Source organism: Clostridium sp. E02 (genome assembly GCF_003833015.1).
GTDB lineage: Bacteria > Bacillota > Clostridia > Lachnospirales > Lachnospiraceae > Lacrimispora.
This window is the reverse complement of the sequence record NZ_RJLQ01000017.1, coordinates 15,709-32,206: the sequence shown is the minus strand read 5'-3', so window position 1 is coordinate 32,206 and position 16,498 is coordinate 15,709. Positions and strand designations below refer to the sequence as shown.

The window sequence follows — 16,498 nt, the reverse complement described above, 5'->3', positions numbered from 1 at the left end:
ATAATCTGGAAATATTTTGTTGACAAATAGTGCACGCCTATGTATAATAACATAGGTGCGTATTAGAGGACTAATATGCTTATTAATTTAACCGAGTTGTTTAACCTTGAGGGGAAAGAGAAAACTTATACACCCGATATTGAAATGAAGATTTATCATGGGCCGTATAGTGACTGTGAAGTGACAGATTCGAAACCTGTCAAGTTACGGATTATGAATCTAGGCGATAAAAAACTAGAAGTGGAAGGGGAAGTAAAGCTTGCTCTAATCATTCCATGTGATCGTTGTCTGGACCCGGTGCGTGTAGATTTGGAGTTTGAAATTATCCGTACTATTGATCTTAATAGAACAGATAACGGGAGTGAAGAAGATCTTTTAGAACAACCATATGTTATTGGTTATAATCTGGATGTAGACCAGTTGGTTTGTGATGAACTAATACTGAACCTACCTATGAAGGTTCTCTGCAGTGAAGACTGTAAGGGGATTTGTAATAGATGTGGAACAAATCTCAATCATGAGACTTGTGACTGCGATGTTAGGTCAACTGACCCTAGAATGGCAGTCATCCAGGATATTTTTAAACAGTTTAAGGAGGTGTAACCATGTCTATCTGTCCAAAGAATAAATCTTCTAAAGCAAGAAGAGACAAACGTAGAGCAAATTGGAAGATGAGTGTTCCTAACTTAGTTAAATGCAGTAAGTGCGGCGAACTCATGATGCCACACAGAGTTTGCAAGGCTTGTGGTTCTTACAACAAGAAAGAAATCATCAGCGTTGAAGCTTAATTTTTAAGAATCACCAGAGATATGCTCATTAAAAAGCTGTTACTCATTCATTTGAGTCACAGCTTTTTTTGAATCTCTTTTTCGCTTTTCTTTCCTTTTTTCAAACTTAAATTAGTAGTATATACACTAAATCTATCCTTAATCACCCATAAATGACAAAATATATAATAATAGAGCTACAAATCCATATAGTACCCTGTACTTTAGTCTGATAAAATATTGTTGTGTAGTTAATTCATGTTTCATACTTAAAGGAGGATGTATTATGATGAAAAAGTATTTAAAAAGTACTTCGTCTCTGTTGTTGGCTGGATTGCTGGCAATATCTGCAGTGGGCTGCTCTTCTGGAACCAAAACGGATAAAGAAACGAAATCTGGAGTGGAGGAAAAAACTGAAGGAAACGAAGAGTCTTCAAAAGCAGCAGGTGAGGGAACTGGAACAGGGACTGGGGAAAAAGTAACGATTCGTTTGGTTCACTATATGGGGGAACAAACAAAACGGGATGCACTGGACCAAATCTTAACTGCCTTTGAACAAAAAAATCCGAATATTTCTGTTGATGTGGAAGTGGTAGCTTCATCTTCTTACATAGCTACCTACAAAAACTATATTGCGGCAGGGCAAGCTCCCGACATCATGTTTGGGAAACCCCAGACTATGAAAGAATTTGTAGACGGTGATTACTTTATGGATTTATCTGGGGAGCCGTGTCTAGACAATGTATTACCTATGTTAAAGGATGAATGTTCAATCAATGGTGGGGTATATGGATTTCCTATGGATGCCCAGGTGAAAGCATGTTTTTATAATAAGAAAATGTTTGAAGAGGCTGGAGTAAAAGTTCCTGTTACAAAAGATGAATTTTTCCAAGTATGTGATACATTTATGGAAAAAGGGGTATATCCGATGATCCACCCATACAATTTTATTCACGGAGTATTCCACGAAATGGATTCGTATTTCACTAGTATGGCGGCACAAACTGGAAATGCTGAAATTTGGAAGAATTCCCAAGAAGGCAATAAAGAACTGTCGGGGAATGAAACTGTGATAAATGCAATGAATATGTTTTCTAGATTTGCATCATATAAGGATCCAGGGGATACAGCTGTAGATCAAACACAGGGAATCCAAAATTTTGCAGCAGGTCAGAGGCCGATGTACATGAATGGTGGTTGGTTGATGGGAGATGTAATGGCTGCAAATCCTGAAGGAGAGTTTGGGATGTTTCCGACTCCCTGGTCAGATAAACCGGAAGATAATAAGCTTTGGGTCGGAATCGATGATGTGTTTGTTGTATCCTCCCAGACGGTACATAAAGAAGAAGTAATGAATTTGTTGAATTTCTTAGCAGAAGAGGAAAGTTCGAAAACTTGGATGAATACTGCAAAGCTGATGACGAGTAATGTTAATGTCTCTACAGAGGATGCAGCTGCCTTTATTAAAGAAATTAAATCATATATCGATGAGGATAAAATAGTATCGAAAAGTCTGGTACCAGATTATACATCTGAATATTCAACTGCATTTCGTACCAAACTACAGGAGTTTGTTACATTGGATGAGGAAAAAAGAGACGTAACTAAGTTGTTAGAAGATATTGATTATGAAATCGCAGCGATCCGACAATAAAATCTGAAATTAAACGAAAAAGAGAAGGGTCAGGGTGGCAGTAGCTTGTGCTATATGTGACCCTGACTTTTGTCTAAATGTATAAATTGTTTGTCATCGAGGAAAGAAATGGAGGGTTTCATGAATCGGAAACAAAAAAAGAGGTTGCAAGAATTTACATTTATATTGCCAGCCCTGATAGTGTTTACAATCTTTGTGGTATATCCGTTCCTACAGGGATTTCCAATATCATTTACGAAATGGGATGGGATGAGCCCTCATAAAAGTTTTGTAGGTGTTAAAAATTACCTGCGTATTTTTAAAGATCCAAATGTTCAAAATGCAATTAAGAACACCCTGATCTTTACCGGATTGACTATGTTTTTTTCGAATTTTATGGGGCTTTCATTTGCTTTGATGATATCCCGAAAATCAAAACTAAATCATATTCTGCGAACCTTTTTGTTTATCCCTTACTGTTTGAGCCTTGTGTTATCTTCGTATATCTGGAGATATATTTACAGTGATGTGTTTTATAATATATTTGGTGTGCCGAGTCCTTTGGGGAACACCGTATGGGTTATGGTTGGTCTTGCGGTGATATCTGTCTGGAGAGATGGTGGGTATTGTATGGTTGTATATATTGCGGCAATTCAGGGAGTATCAAAAGACTATTATGAGGCTGCAAATTTGGAGGGGGCGACTCCGTGGCAAAAGTTTAAGGATATAACTATGCCGATGATTGCACCAGCTATTACTGCAAATTTCACCCTTGTACTTGCATGGGGAATGAAGGTTTTTGACTACCCAATGGCTGCAACTGGAGGAGGCCCAGGAAGAGCCTCGGAAACCGTGGCGATGTTGATTTACAATAATTTATTTACCTATTTTAAAGCTGGGTATGGACAAGCAATCGCTGTCGTATTCACCCTTTCCATCTTTGTAATTAGTACAGTGGTGTCAAAAAGTTTAAGATCTAAGGAGGTTGAACTATAATGAAGCAAGTGTTTTGGAAAAGACTACTGTTGTTTGTTAAGATAGCCGTTACATTATTTGTCATCAGCCCATTTTATATTGCAGTGGTTTACTCGGTAAAATCAAAACCGGAGATGGTTACGGATCGACTTTCTTTACCAAAAAAAATTCATTGGGATAACTTTAGTCGTGCGATAGAAACATCGAATTTTGGACTTGCCTTAAAAAATAGTTTTATAACAACGATATTTGCAGTATTTATTATTACTTTAATCTGTACAATGGCAGCATATATCATTGCAAGAAAAAACAATCGTTTCTATAATTGTGTGTATTATATTTTTATAGGAGCCATGATTATTCCATTTCAATCGATTATGACCCCTTTGTATATTGATATGAGCCGTTGGGGTTTGCTGAATACGCTTCATGGTTTTGTGCTTGCTAAAATTGGATTTCAGATTGCTTTTACTGTGCTTTTGGTTTCTGGGTTTGTAAAAAGCATTCCAAAAGAACTGGAGGAAGCGGCGGCTATTGACGGAGCGGGTTTGTATTCGGTGTTCTTTCGAATAGTTTTTCCTTTAATGAAGCCTATTGTATTAACATCAGTTGTACTGAATGCATTAAATGTGTGGAATGATTTTCAAATGTCCCTTACTTTGCTTCAGCAGAAACAGGTCCGTAATGTTCCTTTGACACAGTACTTTTTCTTTGGTGAAAATAGCATTGAACTGGGATTGGCTTTTGCTCTGTTTATTTTATCAATTATTCCTATTTTGGTTATGTATTTTGTTTTACAAAAGTATATTATTGGGGGAATTACGTCAGGAGCAGTGAAAGGTTGATTTTGAATGGCTTTCGTAATTGACATTCCATAGTTCAGTTGATATAGTTGGAAAAAGACAAAAAGGGAGTGGGGCAGATATGGAAAATCGGATTCATTTTAGAAATACTTTATATTTTAAGATGATTGCGGTTACTGCATTCTTGGGACTTTCGTTTTTGATAGCTTTGGTTTGTATTTACAAGGTTAGCAGTAATTGGTTTCGAACAGAAATTAGTGATCAATCCGATACATTAACAGAACAGATTTGTAGGAATGTGGAAATCTCATTAAAAGAATTAGGAGATAATACCCTCCCTTTAACGGCAACAAATCAACGGTTTGGATCTTTAATCGGAAATGTGGAAGACACAACCCTTTCAGCCATGCCGTATTTGAGAATCAAGATTCGGAAACATTTGGAAGAAATGATCAGCGTTAATTACAATATAAACTGGATTGCGGTTATAGACGATAGGGAGGACATATATTTCGCCTGCCGTGGTTCCCGTTCCCAAGAAAGTATGCCTCCTATTGAGGATATAGATATGCTTTATCATGATAATTGGGACAACCTATCCAATCCAAAAGGAAATACGGTGTGGGCAAAAAGTAAAAACGAGGAAGGTATTCTACTTCTGCGTTTACTTTTTGATGAAGATACCATGAGATTTTGTGGGGGTATAGTAGCAGAAGTGAAAAACACCCCCTTAAAAGCTGTTTTTAATCATATTGACAGCACTAAAGTTGGAGACTTTACTCTTTATGATCAAAATAACAATGTGCTGTTCCATACCTATGGGGAGGGGAGCACCGGATTAATCGAAAATGATGATGAGAATTATCTTCATGGTGTTTATGGAATTGAAAATGGAAGATTGAAAATTGTTCATCAAATAAATCTAGAGAACAAGAACAAACGATATTTGGATTTTTTATATTTAATCTTGGCTGTTGGAATTTTGCTTTTCCTCTCTGTTATTTTATTCCTTTGGTTCATGTTTGGTAATATGGCCAAAAATCTGAATATCATGTTCGGAAATATTAACAGGGTGTCAAGAGGCGAGTTTGAGATGGAACCGGCTCTGTTTGCTAAAGGAGATGAACTGTATGTTCTGGATGTGCATATTCAAGAAATGGCTAGTCGCATAAAGACGTTAATGCAACAGGTAGTAGAGGCGAAGGAACTTCAGCAGCAGAACGAGTACAAACTTTTGGAATTTCGCTACCATGAGCTTCAGGCCCAGATAAATCCTCACTTTCTTTATAATATCCTTCAATCAATTAATGGGATTGCGCAGATCAATGAGGATAGACAAGTAAGCAGACTTATCTGTTTGCTGTCTAAATTTTTTAGAGGAAGTATCGAGCGGACAAATTCTTGTTGTGAAGTAAGCAAAGAACTTGAATACGCAAAAAATTATTTGGAACTTTGTAAAAACATCTATCCGGATAGGCTCTGTGTACAATGGGACGTAGACGACACATTATTGAATGTTATGGTGCCAAGTTGTATTTTACAACCCATTGTTGAAAATTCTCTTGTACATGGGATGGAACCTAAAATGGACCGATGTACCATAAAAATATCAGTATATAGAGATGGAGGAAAATTGATTCTTTGCGTATGGGATGATGGAGAAGGGATTTTGCCAGAGCAATTGTCTGTAATAATGGAGAATAAAAAGGCAAAAAAGAGGATCGGTGTAAAAAATGTATTGGATAGAATTCAATTAATGTATGGAAAAGAATATGGTTTGTTGATTCAGTCCGAATTTCAGAAATATACACAGGTTAAACTCCTGCTACCGCTTGATCGAATGTAAAGAAAGGGAGGATTGCGATGCATTCAGTTATAATTGTAGATGATAATAAAATAGCTGTTACAGCAATTACACAGTCTACGGATTGGGCGTTGTGTGGATGCAAGGTTGCGGGAGTAGCCTATGACGGGTTGAATGGTTTGAAATTAATCCAAAAAGAGAAACCGGATATTGTAATGATTGATATTCAGATGCCTGGATTTAACGGCCTAGACATTATTGAAAAAATAAGGCAGCAGAATCAAGTTACCAGATTTATAGTTATATCTGGATTCAGTGATTTTTCCTATGCTCAGAGAGCAATACGCTATGGAGTGAGTGACTTTCTTTTAAAGCCTATTATGACAGAAGAGTTAGAGGAAACTTTGCGTAAAACAGTGTCAAGTATATGCCAAAGTGAGACTTCTGTCAAGAAGGAAGAATTGGACGATTTGTTGAGAACGATCAATTCTATTCGTTTGGAAAAATCATATTATTCTAGTACCATTTCCAAAGCGGTTGATTATGTTGACAAAAATATTCACCGTCATATATCGCTGAACAAGATTTGTAAGGAACTGCTGGTTTCTAACTCCTATTTTAGTAAATGTTTTAAAAAAGAAACAAAAGTGGGTTTTAGCAATTATGTAACTATGGTAAAAATGGATAATGCCAGAACATTGCTTAAAAACCCTCAAAATAGAGTGAATGAGGTTGCTCATATGTTAGGGTATCGTGATTATGCCTATTTTTTTCAAGTGTTTAAAAAACAATTTGGTTATGCGCCAAGTGAAATTAAATCTAATAGGAAATAAAACAGGAGGGGACTTTGCAATGATTTCTAAAAGCAAAAGAAAGATACCGTCTATTCTTACCTGTATGGATGGAACGATGATAACGGATAGTAAATCTTGGTTGAATAAACGAAGACCAGAAATATTAGAATTGTTTCAAAAGGAAGAATACGGACGTCTTCCGGATATGGATGAGGTAGAAATACGGATCAGAGTGGCTGATTCCAGGGTGTCTAAAAATATAATGGAAGGTCGTACTGTTCGAAAAACAGTTGAGATTGAAGCGGTAAGGCGTGGAAGAAGCTTTCATTTTAGTTTTGTTGTATTTATTCCGGCGAATGCACAGAAGCCAGTTAAAGCTTTTGTAACCGTTTGCAACAGGGGAATCAAGGACAGCGATCCTGCCCGCCATTTCCTGAGCCCTTTTTATCCGGTGGAGACGTTGATTTCCAGGGGGTATGCTTGCGCTGCCTTTCGTACTCAGGAAATATCACCAGATTATCAAGAAGGATTTACTACTGGGTTTTCTAGGCTGTTTCCAGAATATGTTGAAAATAGACCTAAGGATGCATGGGGGGCGATTACCGTTTGGGCTTGGGCAGCTAGCCGGGTAATGGATTATTTTGAAAAAGATCCAATGATTGATGAAAAAAGAGTGGCGGTGGTTGGCCATTCCAGAGGAGGAAAAACGGCATTATGGTGTGCGGCACAAGATGAACGTTTTGCAATGGCGGTAAGCAGCTGTGCTGGAAATAGTGGAGATGCGTTATCTAGAGGAAAATCAGGAGAAACAATTAAAGACATCACCGAACGTTTCCCTTATTGGTTCTGCGAAAATTATCAAAAATATAAGGAAAAGGAAGAGATGCTTCCGTTTGATCAACATATGTTGCTTGGGTTAATTGCACCAAGACTTTTATATACATCTGCAAAAACTTTTGATAACTGGGCTGACCCGGAAGGTCAGTTTGAATCTTGTGTAATGGCGAGTCCTGTATATGAACTTTTCGGCTTGACGGGGGTAGGAAGGACTGACCAGCCGTTGCCGGAGCAGCCTCTTCATAGTGGGCAGATTGGACATCATTTAAAAACAGGGAGTCATGACATGGATGAGTATGATTGGAATTGTTATATGGATTATGCAGATCAACATTTGTAATAGAAAGAAATAACTTAAAATTCCCATTATTAGAAACGACATAGCAACTATTATGTTTTTACAAAAAATTATCTGTGATATAATGGATCCAATAACATGAGTGAATGGAGGGATCTATATGGCACGGATTGAATTGCCTGAAATTTTTCAAGATGGGATGATGTTTCAAAGAGAGAAGCCAATCAAAATATGGGGAAAAACAAACGATGGGGAACAAGTGACTGTATGTTTCTGCGGGGAGAAGATAAGTACAAGAGGGAAAGATTTAGAATTTTATTTGGAATTGCCTTCTCAGAAAGCCTCCATCCATAATGTCCTTACCATCTACTTGGAAGAAGAGAAAGAACCTGAAATAATCATTAAAGATATCAGCATTGGCGATATCTTTATCGCAGCAGGACAATCCAACATGGAATATTTTCTTCGATATGATTCTCACTTTAACGAGATAAAGCAATGGGATCGTAACGAGAATATTCATATGTTTAATGTAAAAAGAATTGCTTACAATGGTCAGGTAAGGGATTTAGAAGACTCAGGAACCTGGTTTATGGAACACGATTTCCAGTGGGATACGTTTTCAGCACCGGGCTATGCCTTCGCAAGGTGCCTGCAACCAGTTCTATCTGTCCCTGTAGGGGTCATTGGCTGTAATTGGGGTGGAACTCCCGCATGTGCATGGATGGCACCCTCCTATCTGGAACAAGAGCCTCTTAATGTATTTGAGAAAGAGTATCAGGAATCTGTTTCCGCACTAGATCCAGTGGAATTAAAAAACAAAAGTTTGGAGGCTTGGGCATTTGAAGATTCCTATGAACATCAGATTGCGACCAGAGCTTTAATGTATGGGATGAGCGAACGAGATCAAGAGCGATGGATGGAAAAAACTTCAGGTGATCCAGCCCTGCCGCTTGGACCTTATCATCATTATCGGCCTTCTGGCTTATATGAACATATGTTAAAGACGATTGCGCCATTCCCGGTTAAGGGAGTATTGTGGTACCAGGGCGAATCGGACTCTGGTCATGGAGATATATACCATAAGACATTTTCTGCTCTGATCCAGTGTTGGCGAGATCTATGGAAGGATGAACTTCCGTTTTTATTCGTACAGCTGGCACCATTTGGAAAGTGGCTGAATATTTTTGGGACAGATTATCCAGCGGTTAGAGAGAGTCAGGAAGTGGTATCTAAAAAAGTTCCTATGACTGGTATGGTTTCAATCATGGATTTGGGTATGTATGAAGACATTCACCCGAAACAAAAGATTGAAGTAGGAGAAAGATTGGCTCTTCTGGCAAGAGGCATGATATATGGAGAAGATATTCTTTGTGAATCGCCAGAATTTTCAAAGGTAGAGCGGGAAAAAGATCATATTACGCTGTATTTTACCCATGCAGGCAACCGTATGTATCTAAAAGGGAATGAGATTAAAAGTTTAACGTTTGTGCAGAATGGAGAACCAAAGAGAATCAAAACTTTTGAGGTCGATACAAAAGTATCTATTTGGTTAGATGGGATTACAAAGGAACCAATTACGATCCGATATGCAAAAGAAGGATACTGTGAAGTGAATTTGTTTAATGAAGCAGGTCTTCCGGCAAAGCCTTTTGAGGTGGTTTGCCCGGAAGAATAATGGGTATGGTTTAGCTGTCTATGTACATTTTACGAAATTCTGTTGGAGTGCAGGATTTCATGATCTTAAACATACGAATAAAAGCGGATGGGCTAGAAAATCCGGAACGCATGGCAACCTCAGTAATCGAAAGCTGATGGTTAATTAAAAGCGTTTCGGCAGTGGCTATCCGTTTTTTGTTTACGTATTTATAAAAAGAAATGTTGGCGAATTGCTTAAAAAGTCGGGCAAAGTGGTATTTACTGAAGCCAACCAGTGATGCAACTTCTTCTAGGGTCAGTTCTTCTGTGCAATGGCTGCTGATGTAATTGCATATATAAATAAATTTTTCTGCATATTTTTTTTGATTTATATTGGTTGAATCCATGGAGCTGGCACGTTCCGTATGATTGCGGCCGATCAAAGCAAATATTTCTAATAGCTTGGAATAAATCATAGTTTCTGTCAGTGGCAAATCCTTATTGTATTCTTTCAAAATATCTAGCATGCTATGATTAAACTGCTCGTGGATCACTGGAAATGATTCGGGAGTGATAATAAAAGTTGGATTTAATAAGGTAAGAATGGATTCCAACTCTCGGATCTCGTGGAACATAGGAAGCTCTGCCTGAAATATAATACGACGGCCAAACTTGGGGGCTTCCAGAGCATGAATTACTCCAGGGCAAATCAACATAATATCACCAGGTCTTAATTCGTATCTATGAGTATTGCATACGATTGAGTATGCATTCGATAAGGGCATAATGATCTCCAGCGGAGTATGCCAATGTGCAGGATAGTTCTCTGCTTCTGTGTTATCATATAATCTGATATTTGAATACTCTTTGTAATTGACGGTTTCATGAATACCTCTCAGATTTTCGATCATCGGATTCACTCCTTGCAAGTTGATAAGTAATAATTGCTCTAATGATTCATAAATATTATAAAAGATAGAGGTATAAATTGCAAGGTTAATTCATAGAAAGTAAAAGCGAAAAGGTAATTTATATAAATAAGTACAAAAATAATAATTTAATTTTAAAAAATATAGATATAACATATAAAATTTTCAAGAGTGTAAATATAAAGATTAGCAATAATTAGTAATATGGAGGCAATAATTATAAAGAAAACTTTGTAAGATGCTGTTATGATGAAACTATCAAATAAGTACCAAATAAGTAATTGTTTGTTAAGGAGGATAGGTATGTTTAAAAAAATGTTTTCTGGGTTTTTAGCAGCCAGTCTTGTTGTGGGGTCATTAGCAGGCTGTAGTGTATCTACGGATACGGGGTCAACAGACAAATCTGACAAAAGTCAGGAAGAAGGTAACTCAGCTGAGGTAAAAGCAACTGGGGATGAGGAACAGATTACTTGGATGTTCTGGGATAATCTCGAAGCAACAGAAGATTTGATCAGCAAAGGATATAAAGACGTAATCGATCGTTATAATGAAACGTATAAGGGAAAGTATTATTGCAATGTGGTTACGACCAATTTGGAGGAATACGATACAAAGTTAAATGCATTGGTTGCATCAGGTAACACACCGGATGTATTTATCTGTAATCCTGGTCCTAATCTAACCCAATATGTAGATGCTGGTGTAGCAGCCGATTTAACAGACATGTTAAAAAAGGATGAGACGGAATGGTACAATGGCTTCACAGACGGTATTTTTGAACGGATTACATACGATGGAAAGATTATGGCAGTACCGACTAACTTTGCATCTGCCTGTGTTTTTTACAATACAGATATCTTTAAAGAAGCGGGAGTTGAAGTTCCTAAGACCTATGAAGATTTAATAGAAGCTTGTAAAAAAATAAAGGAAGCAGGCTATACACCAATTTCATGTTCAGCTGGAACGGCATGGTGTTTATCTATGGTTGCCGGTTATCTTTGTGACCGTGAAGGTGGTCCGGATAATCTGGCTCAAGTAAATGCGGGAACGCTGGACTGGACAAGTAAAAGTTTTCTTGATGCTGGGACTAAGCTGCAAGAACTTTCTAAGTATTTCCAGGATTCTGCGGCTGGAGATTCCAATGATCAGGCAACCGCTAATTTCTACAATGGAGATGCGGCTATGCTTGTACAAGGTTCCTGGGCGATTGCACAGATCAATGGCAACAATCCTGAATTTGAAGACAAATGTGGTGTTTTCCAGTTTCCAAAGATCGAGGGAGGTTCTGATCCCAACCGTATGATCGTAAAAACAGATAATCTTGTTATGAGTGCAAATACAAAAAACAAAGATGCATGCATCGCATTGATGAAGATGTTTACCGATGAAACTTCTCAGAAATATACGGCCGAAGTTGCTGGCAAGATCCCGGTAACTAATGTGGAGATTGATTATGATAAGGCGCCAAAACAGTTTGCATACATTGGGGATATATTAAAGAATGTGACAGGAACGTTAGGCTTTTATAACGAGTCACTGGCCAGTGTAGAAGCAGGAGATACCTTCGATGATGCGATGGTTGATATCTTCCTTGGGAATGCAACTCCGGAGGAGGCACTACAGAAAGTGCAAGATTACTTCGAGAAGAATGTCTGGAATAAATAATTGATAGAATGAGAAGGTATACGGTGGTTTATTCAACCGTATACCTTCCTTATAGCGAGGAAAGGATGACATTATGAATAAGCTCTTGGAAGATAAAAAAGCTGCAATTATATTTGTTGCGCCGGCATTCCTTTTGTTTACACTGATTTTATTTGTTCCAATTATCCAGGTTATCTACTATTCCTTATGTGATTACACAGGATTAACGAAACCAGAATTTGTTGGATTTAAAAATTACATAAACTTATTTACAAGCGATACAACGATGAAAATTGCTTTGAAGAATTCTATATTTTTTATGGTTTTTTCTGCGGTTACACAACAAATAATCGGATTGTTTCTGGCAGTAATGTTGACGAATGTAAAAAAAGGGAGAAATCTTTTTAAAAATATTTATTATTTACCCTGTGTACTTTCATCCGCAGCGTTAGGGTTGTTATGGGCATTTCTTTTTAATCCCAAGATAGGAATCAATCAACCACTTAGCCTTATGGGAATACAAGGACCTAACTGGTTGTTTTCCACCAAAGGTTTTATTCCACTCCCAATGTGGGTAATCGGATTTGTGGCTCTTTGGCAATATGTAGGACAAAATATGATGTTATATATGGCGCAGATATCAGGAATATCGAAGGATGTCTACGAGGCATCCTACATAGACGGAGCATCTAAAACGCAGGCATTCCGTTTTATAACTATGCCCTTAATCCGTCCAATGCTGGTAACTACTTTATCACTCAATTGTATTGGTTCCTTAAAGTTTTTTGATTTGATCTATAACATGACACAGGGCGGACCCAATCATGCGACAGAAGTATTGGCTTCTCATCTTTATACGCAAGGATTTAAATATTATAAGTATGGGTATGCAAGTGCAATTTCTATCGTACTGCTTCTACTATGTTTGGTTGTAACACTGCTGATCAGCAAGGTGTTAAAAACTGAAACATATGAAGCTTAGGAGGTGAATGGATGAAAACTATAGTAAAAAAACAAAGAAAATCCATGACCGTCGTGGAGGCGTTGATTTATGTTCTGCTCGTATTACTGGCGGTTATTTATCTTTTCCCCCTTCTGTGGATGCTCAGCGTGTCTTTTAAGACGAATCGGGAAGTAATGACTTCTCCGTTTTCGCTTCCAAAGATCTTGCAGTTGGGTAATTATATTTTTGCGTGGACAAAAGGTGATTTGGGAATTGCAACTTTAAATTCGGTAATCGTATGTGGAAGCGCACTTATCATTAGTTTGATTATCGGTGCAATGGCTGCATTTGCCATTGCGAGAATGAGATGGAAGATCCTTCGTATCCTTATGAATTATTTTCTTATCGGTATGATGGTTCCAGTTCACTGTGTGTTAATCCCTTTGTTTGTTCGCTTTTCCGACTGGCAGTTAACCAATCACCTGTTGGGGTTGATCATACCATACATAACGTTTTCGCTTCCTATGACAGTTTTTCTTATGGTTGGCTTTTTTCGGAGTATGCCAAATGAAATGTTTGAGGCAGCTTGTATTGATGGATGTTCGATCTATGGCTGTTTTGGAAGGATAGCGCTTCCCCTTGCAAAAGTGGGCATGTATGTAGCTGGAATTATGACTTTTGTTGGGAACTGGAATGAACTGCTTTTGGCTATGGTTTTTATATCAGATGCCAGGAAGAAAACATTACCTGTCACTCTAACATTCTTTGTGGGTCCATATTCAACAAATTATGTACAGATGTTTGCAGCTATTATCATTGCCATTGCACCTACGATTGTTGTCTACAGTATATTCAGCAACCAAATTGTAGATGGTCTTACGGCTGGAGCCGTGAAAGGTTGATCTCCCTTTATTAGGGATTGTTACACAATAAAAGGTAAAATCCATTGCCATTTAGCATCGCAGAATGGCAATGGATTTTATTGTTTTTACACTTATCATTTCGTTTGAATTCTTAATAAAATTCCATAAATACCCACAAAAACCATGAAGTTTCTTGACATATAAGAATTCATATGTTATATTTTTAAAAGTGACAACTTCAAATTCTAATAAAGTTGCTTTCTCACAATCGTTTACATAACTAAACTTATAATGATTGAGTCGGCTTGAGATCAATCGTCTAAAATTCTTTTACAAATCCAAATTTCCCTTATTTTTTAATTTTAGGAATGGGACGTTAAATTTATGCAAACATTGAATGTATAATAATTACTGCGGATATAGGAATATGATTGTGGCAACACTTACTTAGTAGAGTAACAAAGAAAGGAGAATGATATAGCAAAAAGATTTTCGTAATGTATTTGCTATATTATGAAAGAAATATGACCAAATTAGAGGTTAAAAATCTTTATAAAATTTTTGGGTCATCACCCCATAAAGTATTAGAACGTCTGAAAAAAGGGCAGTCTAAAAAAGAAATATTGAAAGAAACTGACCATGGAATTGGTGTAAATAATGCCAGCTTTGCGGTAGAAGAAGGGGAGATTTTTGTGGTCATGGGTCTTTCTGGAAGCGGTAAGTCCACATTAATCAGATGCTTAAACAGACTGATAGAACCCACCAGTGGTTCCGTATATATTGATGATCAGAACATAATGGAATGTGATAAAGCTAATTTAAGAGAAGTAAGACGTAAAAAAATAGGTATGGTTTTTCAGAATTTCGCATTGCTGCCTCATCGTACCATTGAAGAAAACGTAGCTTTTGGTCTTGAGATACAAGGAGAGTCGTTAGAAGAACGGAATAAAAAAGCATTAGAAGCGTTGGATCTTGTCGGACTTAAGGGATATGAACAATCCATGCCTGCAGAACTGAGCGGTGGTATGCAGCAACGTGTTGGTCTGGCCAGAGCTTTGGCCACCAATCCTGATATATTACTTATGGACGAAGCGTTCAGTGCATTGGATCCTTTGATTCGAAAGGAAATGCAGGACGAATTATTGGCATTGCAAACGAAAATGCAGAAAACCATCATATTTATTACGCATGATCTGGATGAAGCTTTAAAAATCGGAGACAGGATTGCAATTATGAAAGATGGCGTCATTGTACAGATTGGAACACCGGAAGATATCTTAAAGCATCCTGCCAATGATTATGTAAGAGAGTTTGTACAGGGAGTAAACCGTGTAAAAGTAGTAACCGCACGTTCTATCATGAAACCAACAGATACACTTGTAACTTCCAAAGACGGGGCCCGTGTTGCAATCCGTAAGATGAGAGATTCCAATATATCAAGTGTATTTGTCGTGGATAAACAGCGAAAAATAAAAGGAATTGTAAAGATAGAGGATACATTGGGTTTAATCAATTCCAATAAAGATGATCTAGATGAAATTATAGACAAGGATATATGCCAAGTCTCTCCAGATGATTTAATCGAAGACTTAATCCCTTTATTCATGAATTCCAAATATCCACTTGTTGTGGTGGATGAAGAAAAAAAGATAATGGGTATTATCTTCAAGGTTTCTGTTCTTGCAGGAATCATGGGAGAGGAGGATCAAAATGATTAGATTACCGATTGGTTTATATGTAGAAAAAGGGGTTGACTGGTTAACCAATAATCTCTCTGGATTTTTTGGGGGAATTAAGACTGCGATTGAAGCAGTCATTAATGGATTTCAATTTGTTTATATCGGAATTCCTTTTGTGATCATGTTAATCTTAATAGGGGTTCTTGCATATTTTACAGCCGGCAGAAAAACAGCAATCTTTTCAATCGTTGGTTGTCTTGTTATAAAAAGTATTGAATTATGGGAATTGACCATGAAGACATTTGCGTTGGTGACCACAGCAACATTAATTGCTTTGTTAATCGGAATTCCCCTTGGAATTTGGATGTCAAGAAGTGATCGGTTGAATAAAGTCATGAGACCAATTTTGGATTTCATGCAGACCATGCCCGCATTTGTCTACTTGATTCCAGCGGTGTACTTTTTTGATTTAGGACCGGTTCCGGGAGCTTTTGCAACGATTATATTCGCTATGCCTCCGATTGTGCGATTAACTAGTTTAGGGATCAGACAGGTACCTGCAGACGTGGTGGAAGCGTCTCGGTCATTTGGGGCGACACCACAGCAGATGCTATTTAAAGTGCAGATTCCCCTGGCTATGCCTACGATTCTTGCTGGATTAAATCAGACAATCATGCTGTCTTTGTCAATGGTAGTAATCTCTGCTATGATCGGTTCCGGCGGACTAGGAGATGTTGTCTTGAAGGGGATTTCTCAGATGAAAATCGGAGAAGGCTTTGAAGGTGGATTGGCTGTTGTAATCCTTGCCATGATATTAGATCGAGTGACTCAAAGCGTTGGAAGATCAAAAAAAACTAAAACTGGTAGCAAATAAATAAATATAGATAGATA

The 16,498-nt window shown here is 37.6% G+C and carries 15 protein-coding genes; 14 read left to right on the top strand and 1 reads right to left on the bottom strand.

The window, feature by feature from the left end:
* Window positions 1–75 precede the first annotated feature (75 nt).
* The 9 genes from EFT72_RS13525 to EFT72_RS13485 all read left to right on the top strand — a co-directional run bounded on the left by EFT72_RS13525 (window position 76) and on the right by EFT72_RS13485 (window position 9,589).
* Window positions 76–603 carry a DUF177 domain-containing protein gene (locus EFT72_RS13525; protein ID WP_124067453.1) on the top strand — a complete coding sequence of 176 codons (528 nt, stop codon included), beginning with the start codon at window positions 76–78 and terminating at the stop codon, window positions 601–603.
* 2 nt (window positions 604–605) lie between these two features.
* Window positions 606–788 carry a 50S ribosomal protein L32 gene (rpmF, locus tag EFT72_RS13520; RefSeq protein ID WP_124067452.1) on the top strand — a complete coding sequence of 61 codons (183 nt, stop codon included), beginning with the start codon at window positions 606–608 and terminating at the stop codon, window positions 786–788.
* A 265-nt stretch (window positions 789–1,053) separates the two neighbouring features.
* Window positions 1,054–2,421: an extracellular solute-binding protein gene (locus tag EFT72_RS13515; protein ID WP_243110018.1), complete on the top strand. Its 1,368-nt coding sequence runs from the start codon at window positions 1,054–1,056 to the stop codon at window positions 2,419–2,421.
* A gap of 120 nt (window positions 2,422–2,541) precedes the next feature.
* A complete protein-coding gene (locus tag EFT72_RS13510; RefSeq protein ID WP_124067451.1) occupies window positions 2,542–3,396 on the top strand; it encodes a sugar ABC transporter permease in 855 nt (284 codons plus the stop codon).
* Window positions 3,396–4,220: a carbohydrate ABC transporter permease gene (locus tag EFT72_RS13505; protein WP_124067450.1), complete on the top strand. Its 825-nt coding sequence runs from the start codon at window positions 3,396–3,398 to the stop codon at window positions 4,218–4,220. Before EFT72_RS13510 ends, EFT72_RS13505 begins: the two co-directional genes overlap by 1 nt.
* Before the next feature lie 79 nt (window positions 4,221–4,299).
* Window positions 4,300–6,024, top strand: a complete 1,725-nt coding sequence (locus EFT72_RS13500; protein ID WP_124067449.1) for a histidine kinase — start codon at window positions 4,300–4,302, stop codon at window positions 6,022–6,024.
* Window positions 6,025–6,041: 17 nt separating this feature from the next.
* The gene (locus tag EFT72_RS13495) at window positions 6,042–6,815 is read left to right on the top strand and encodes a response regulator (protein ID WP_124067448.1); all 774 of its coding nucleotides are present in this window, start codon (window positions 6,042–6,044) and stop codon (window positions 6,813–6,815) included.
* A gap of 19 nt (window positions 6,816–6,834) precedes the next feature.
* Window positions 6,835–7,953 (top strand): alpha/beta fold hydrolase, encoded by a 1,119-nt coding sequence (locus EFT72_RS13490; protein ID WP_124067447.1) that lies wholly within the window; start codon window positions 6,835–6,837, stop codon window positions 7,951–7,953.
* 118 nt (window positions 7,954–8,071) lie between these two features.
* Window positions 8,072–9,589 carry a sialate O-acetylesterase gene (locus tag EFT72_RS13485; protein ID WP_124067446.1) on the top strand — a complete coding sequence of 506 codons (1,518 nt, stop codon included), beginning with the start codon at window positions 8,072–8,074 and terminating at the stop codon, window positions 9,587–9,589.
* A gap of 10 nt (window positions 9,590–9,599) precedes the next feature.
* On the opposite strand, the gene EFT72_RS13480 is transcribed toward EFT72_RS13485, so the two are convergent.
* Window positions 9,600–10,460, bottom strand: a complete 861-nt coding sequence (locus EFT72_RS13480) for a helix-turn-helix domain-containing protein (RefSeq protein ID WP_124067445.1) — start codon at window positions 10,458–10,460, stop codon at window positions 9,600–9,602.
* A gap of 321 nt (window positions 10,461–10,781) precedes the next feature.
* On the opposite strand from EFT72_RS13480, the gene EFT72_RS13475 reads away from it, so the two are divergent.
* The 5 genes from EFT72_RS13475 to EFT72_RS13455 all read left to right on the top strand — a co-directional run bounded on the left by EFT72_RS13475 (window position 10,782) and on the right by EFT72_RS13455 (window position 16,481).
* On the top strand, window positions 10,782–12,143 hold the full coding sequence (locus EFT72_RS13475) for an extracellular solute-binding protein (protein WP_243110017.1): 1,362 nt from the start codon (window positions 10,782–10,784) through the stop codon (window positions 12,141–12,143).
* 73 nt (window positions 12,144–12,216) lie between these two features.
* On the top strand, window positions 12,217–13,104 hold the full coding sequence (locus tag EFT72_RS13470) for a sugar ABC transporter permease (RefSeq protein WP_124067444.1): 888 nt from the start codon (window positions 12,217–12,219) through the stop codon (window positions 13,102–13,104).
* A gap of 11 nt (window positions 13,105–13,115) precedes the next feature.
* The gene (locus EFT72_RS13465) at window positions 13,116–13,967 is read left to right on the top strand and encodes a carbohydrate ABC transporter permease (protein ID WP_124067443.1); all 852 of its coding nucleotides are present in this window, start codon (window positions 13,116–13,118) and stop codon (window positions 13,965–13,967) included.
* A 485-nt stretch (window positions 13,968–14,452) separates the two neighbouring features.
* Complete coding sequence (locus EFT72_RS13460; RefSeq protein WP_124067442.1) at window positions 14,453–15,646, top strand: glycine betaine/L-proline ABC transporter ATP-binding protein; 1,194 nt, start codon at window positions 14,453–14,455, stop codon at window positions 15,644–15,646.
* Window positions 15,639–16,481 carry a proline/glycine betaine ABC transporter permease gene (locus EFT72_RS13455; RefSeq protein WP_124067441.1) on the top strand — a complete coding sequence of 281 codons (843 nt, stop codon included), beginning with the start codon at window positions 15,639–15,641 and terminating at the stop codon, window positions 16,479–16,481. Before EFT72_RS13460 ends, EFT72_RS13455 begins: the two co-directional genes overlap by 8 nt.
* Window positions 16,482–16,498 lie beyond the last annotated feature (17 nt).

Bases quoted from the DNA above. Each gene is read 5' to 3' on its own strand.
- EFT72_RS13525 (WP_124067453.1), top strand. From the start codon at position 76: ATGCTTATTAATTTAACCGAGTTGTTTAACCTTGAGGGGAAAGAGAAA.
- rpmF (WP_124067452.1), top strand. From the start codon at position 606: ATGTCTATCTGTCCAAAGAATAAATCTTCTAAAGCAAGAAGAGACAAA.
- EFT72_RS13515 (WP_243110018.1), top strand. From the start codon at position 1,054: ATGATGAAAAAGTATTTAAAAAGTACTTCGTCTCTGTTGTTGGCTGGA.
- EFT72_RS13510 (WP_124067451.1), top strand. From the start codon at position 2,542: ATGAATCGGAAACAAAAAAAGAGGTTGCAAGAATTTACATTTATATTG.
- EFT72_RS13505 (WP_124067450.1), top strand. From the start codon at position 3,396: ATGAAGCAAGTGTTTTGGAAAAGACTACTGTTGTTTGTTAAGATAGCC.
- EFT72_RS13500 (WP_124067449.1), top strand. From the start codon at position 4,300: ATGGAAAATCGGATTCATTTTAGAAATACTTTATATTTTAAGATGATT.
- EFT72_RS13495 (WP_124067448.1), top strand. From the start codon at position 6,042: ATGCATTCAGTTATAATTGTAGATGATAATAAAATAGCTGTTACAGCA.
- EFT72_RS13490 (WP_124067447.1), top strand. From the start codon at position 6,835: ATGATTTCTAAAAGCAAAAGAAAGATACCGTCTATTCTTACCTGTATG.
- EFT72_RS13485 (WP_124067446.1), top strand. From the start codon at position 8,072: ATGGCACGGATTGAATTGCCTGAAATTTTTCAAGATGGGATGATGTTT.
- EFT72_RS13480 (WP_124067445.1), bottom strand. From the start codon at position 10,460: ATGATCGAAAATCTGAGAGGTATTCATGAAACCGTCAATTACAAAGAG.
- EFT72_RS13475 (WP_243110017.1), top strand. From the start codon at position 10,782: ATGTTTAAAAAAATGTTTTCTGGGTTTTTAGCAGCCAGTCTTGTTGTG.
- EFT72_RS13470 (WP_124067444.1), top strand. From the start codon at position 12,217: ATGAATAAGCTCTTGGAAGATAAAAAAGCTGCAATTATATTTGTTGCG.
- EFT72_RS13465 (WP_124067443.1), top strand. From the start codon at position 13,116: ATGAAAACTATAGTAAAAAAACAAAGAAAATCCATGACCGTCGTGGAG.
- EFT72_RS13460 (WP_124067442.1), top strand. From the start codon at position 14,453: ATGACCAAATTAGAGGTTAAAAATCTTTATAAAATTTTTGGGTCATCA.
- EFT72_RS13455 (WP_124067441.1), top strand. From the start codon at position 15,639: ATGATTAGATTACCGATTGGTTTATATGTAGAAAAAGGGGTTGACTGG.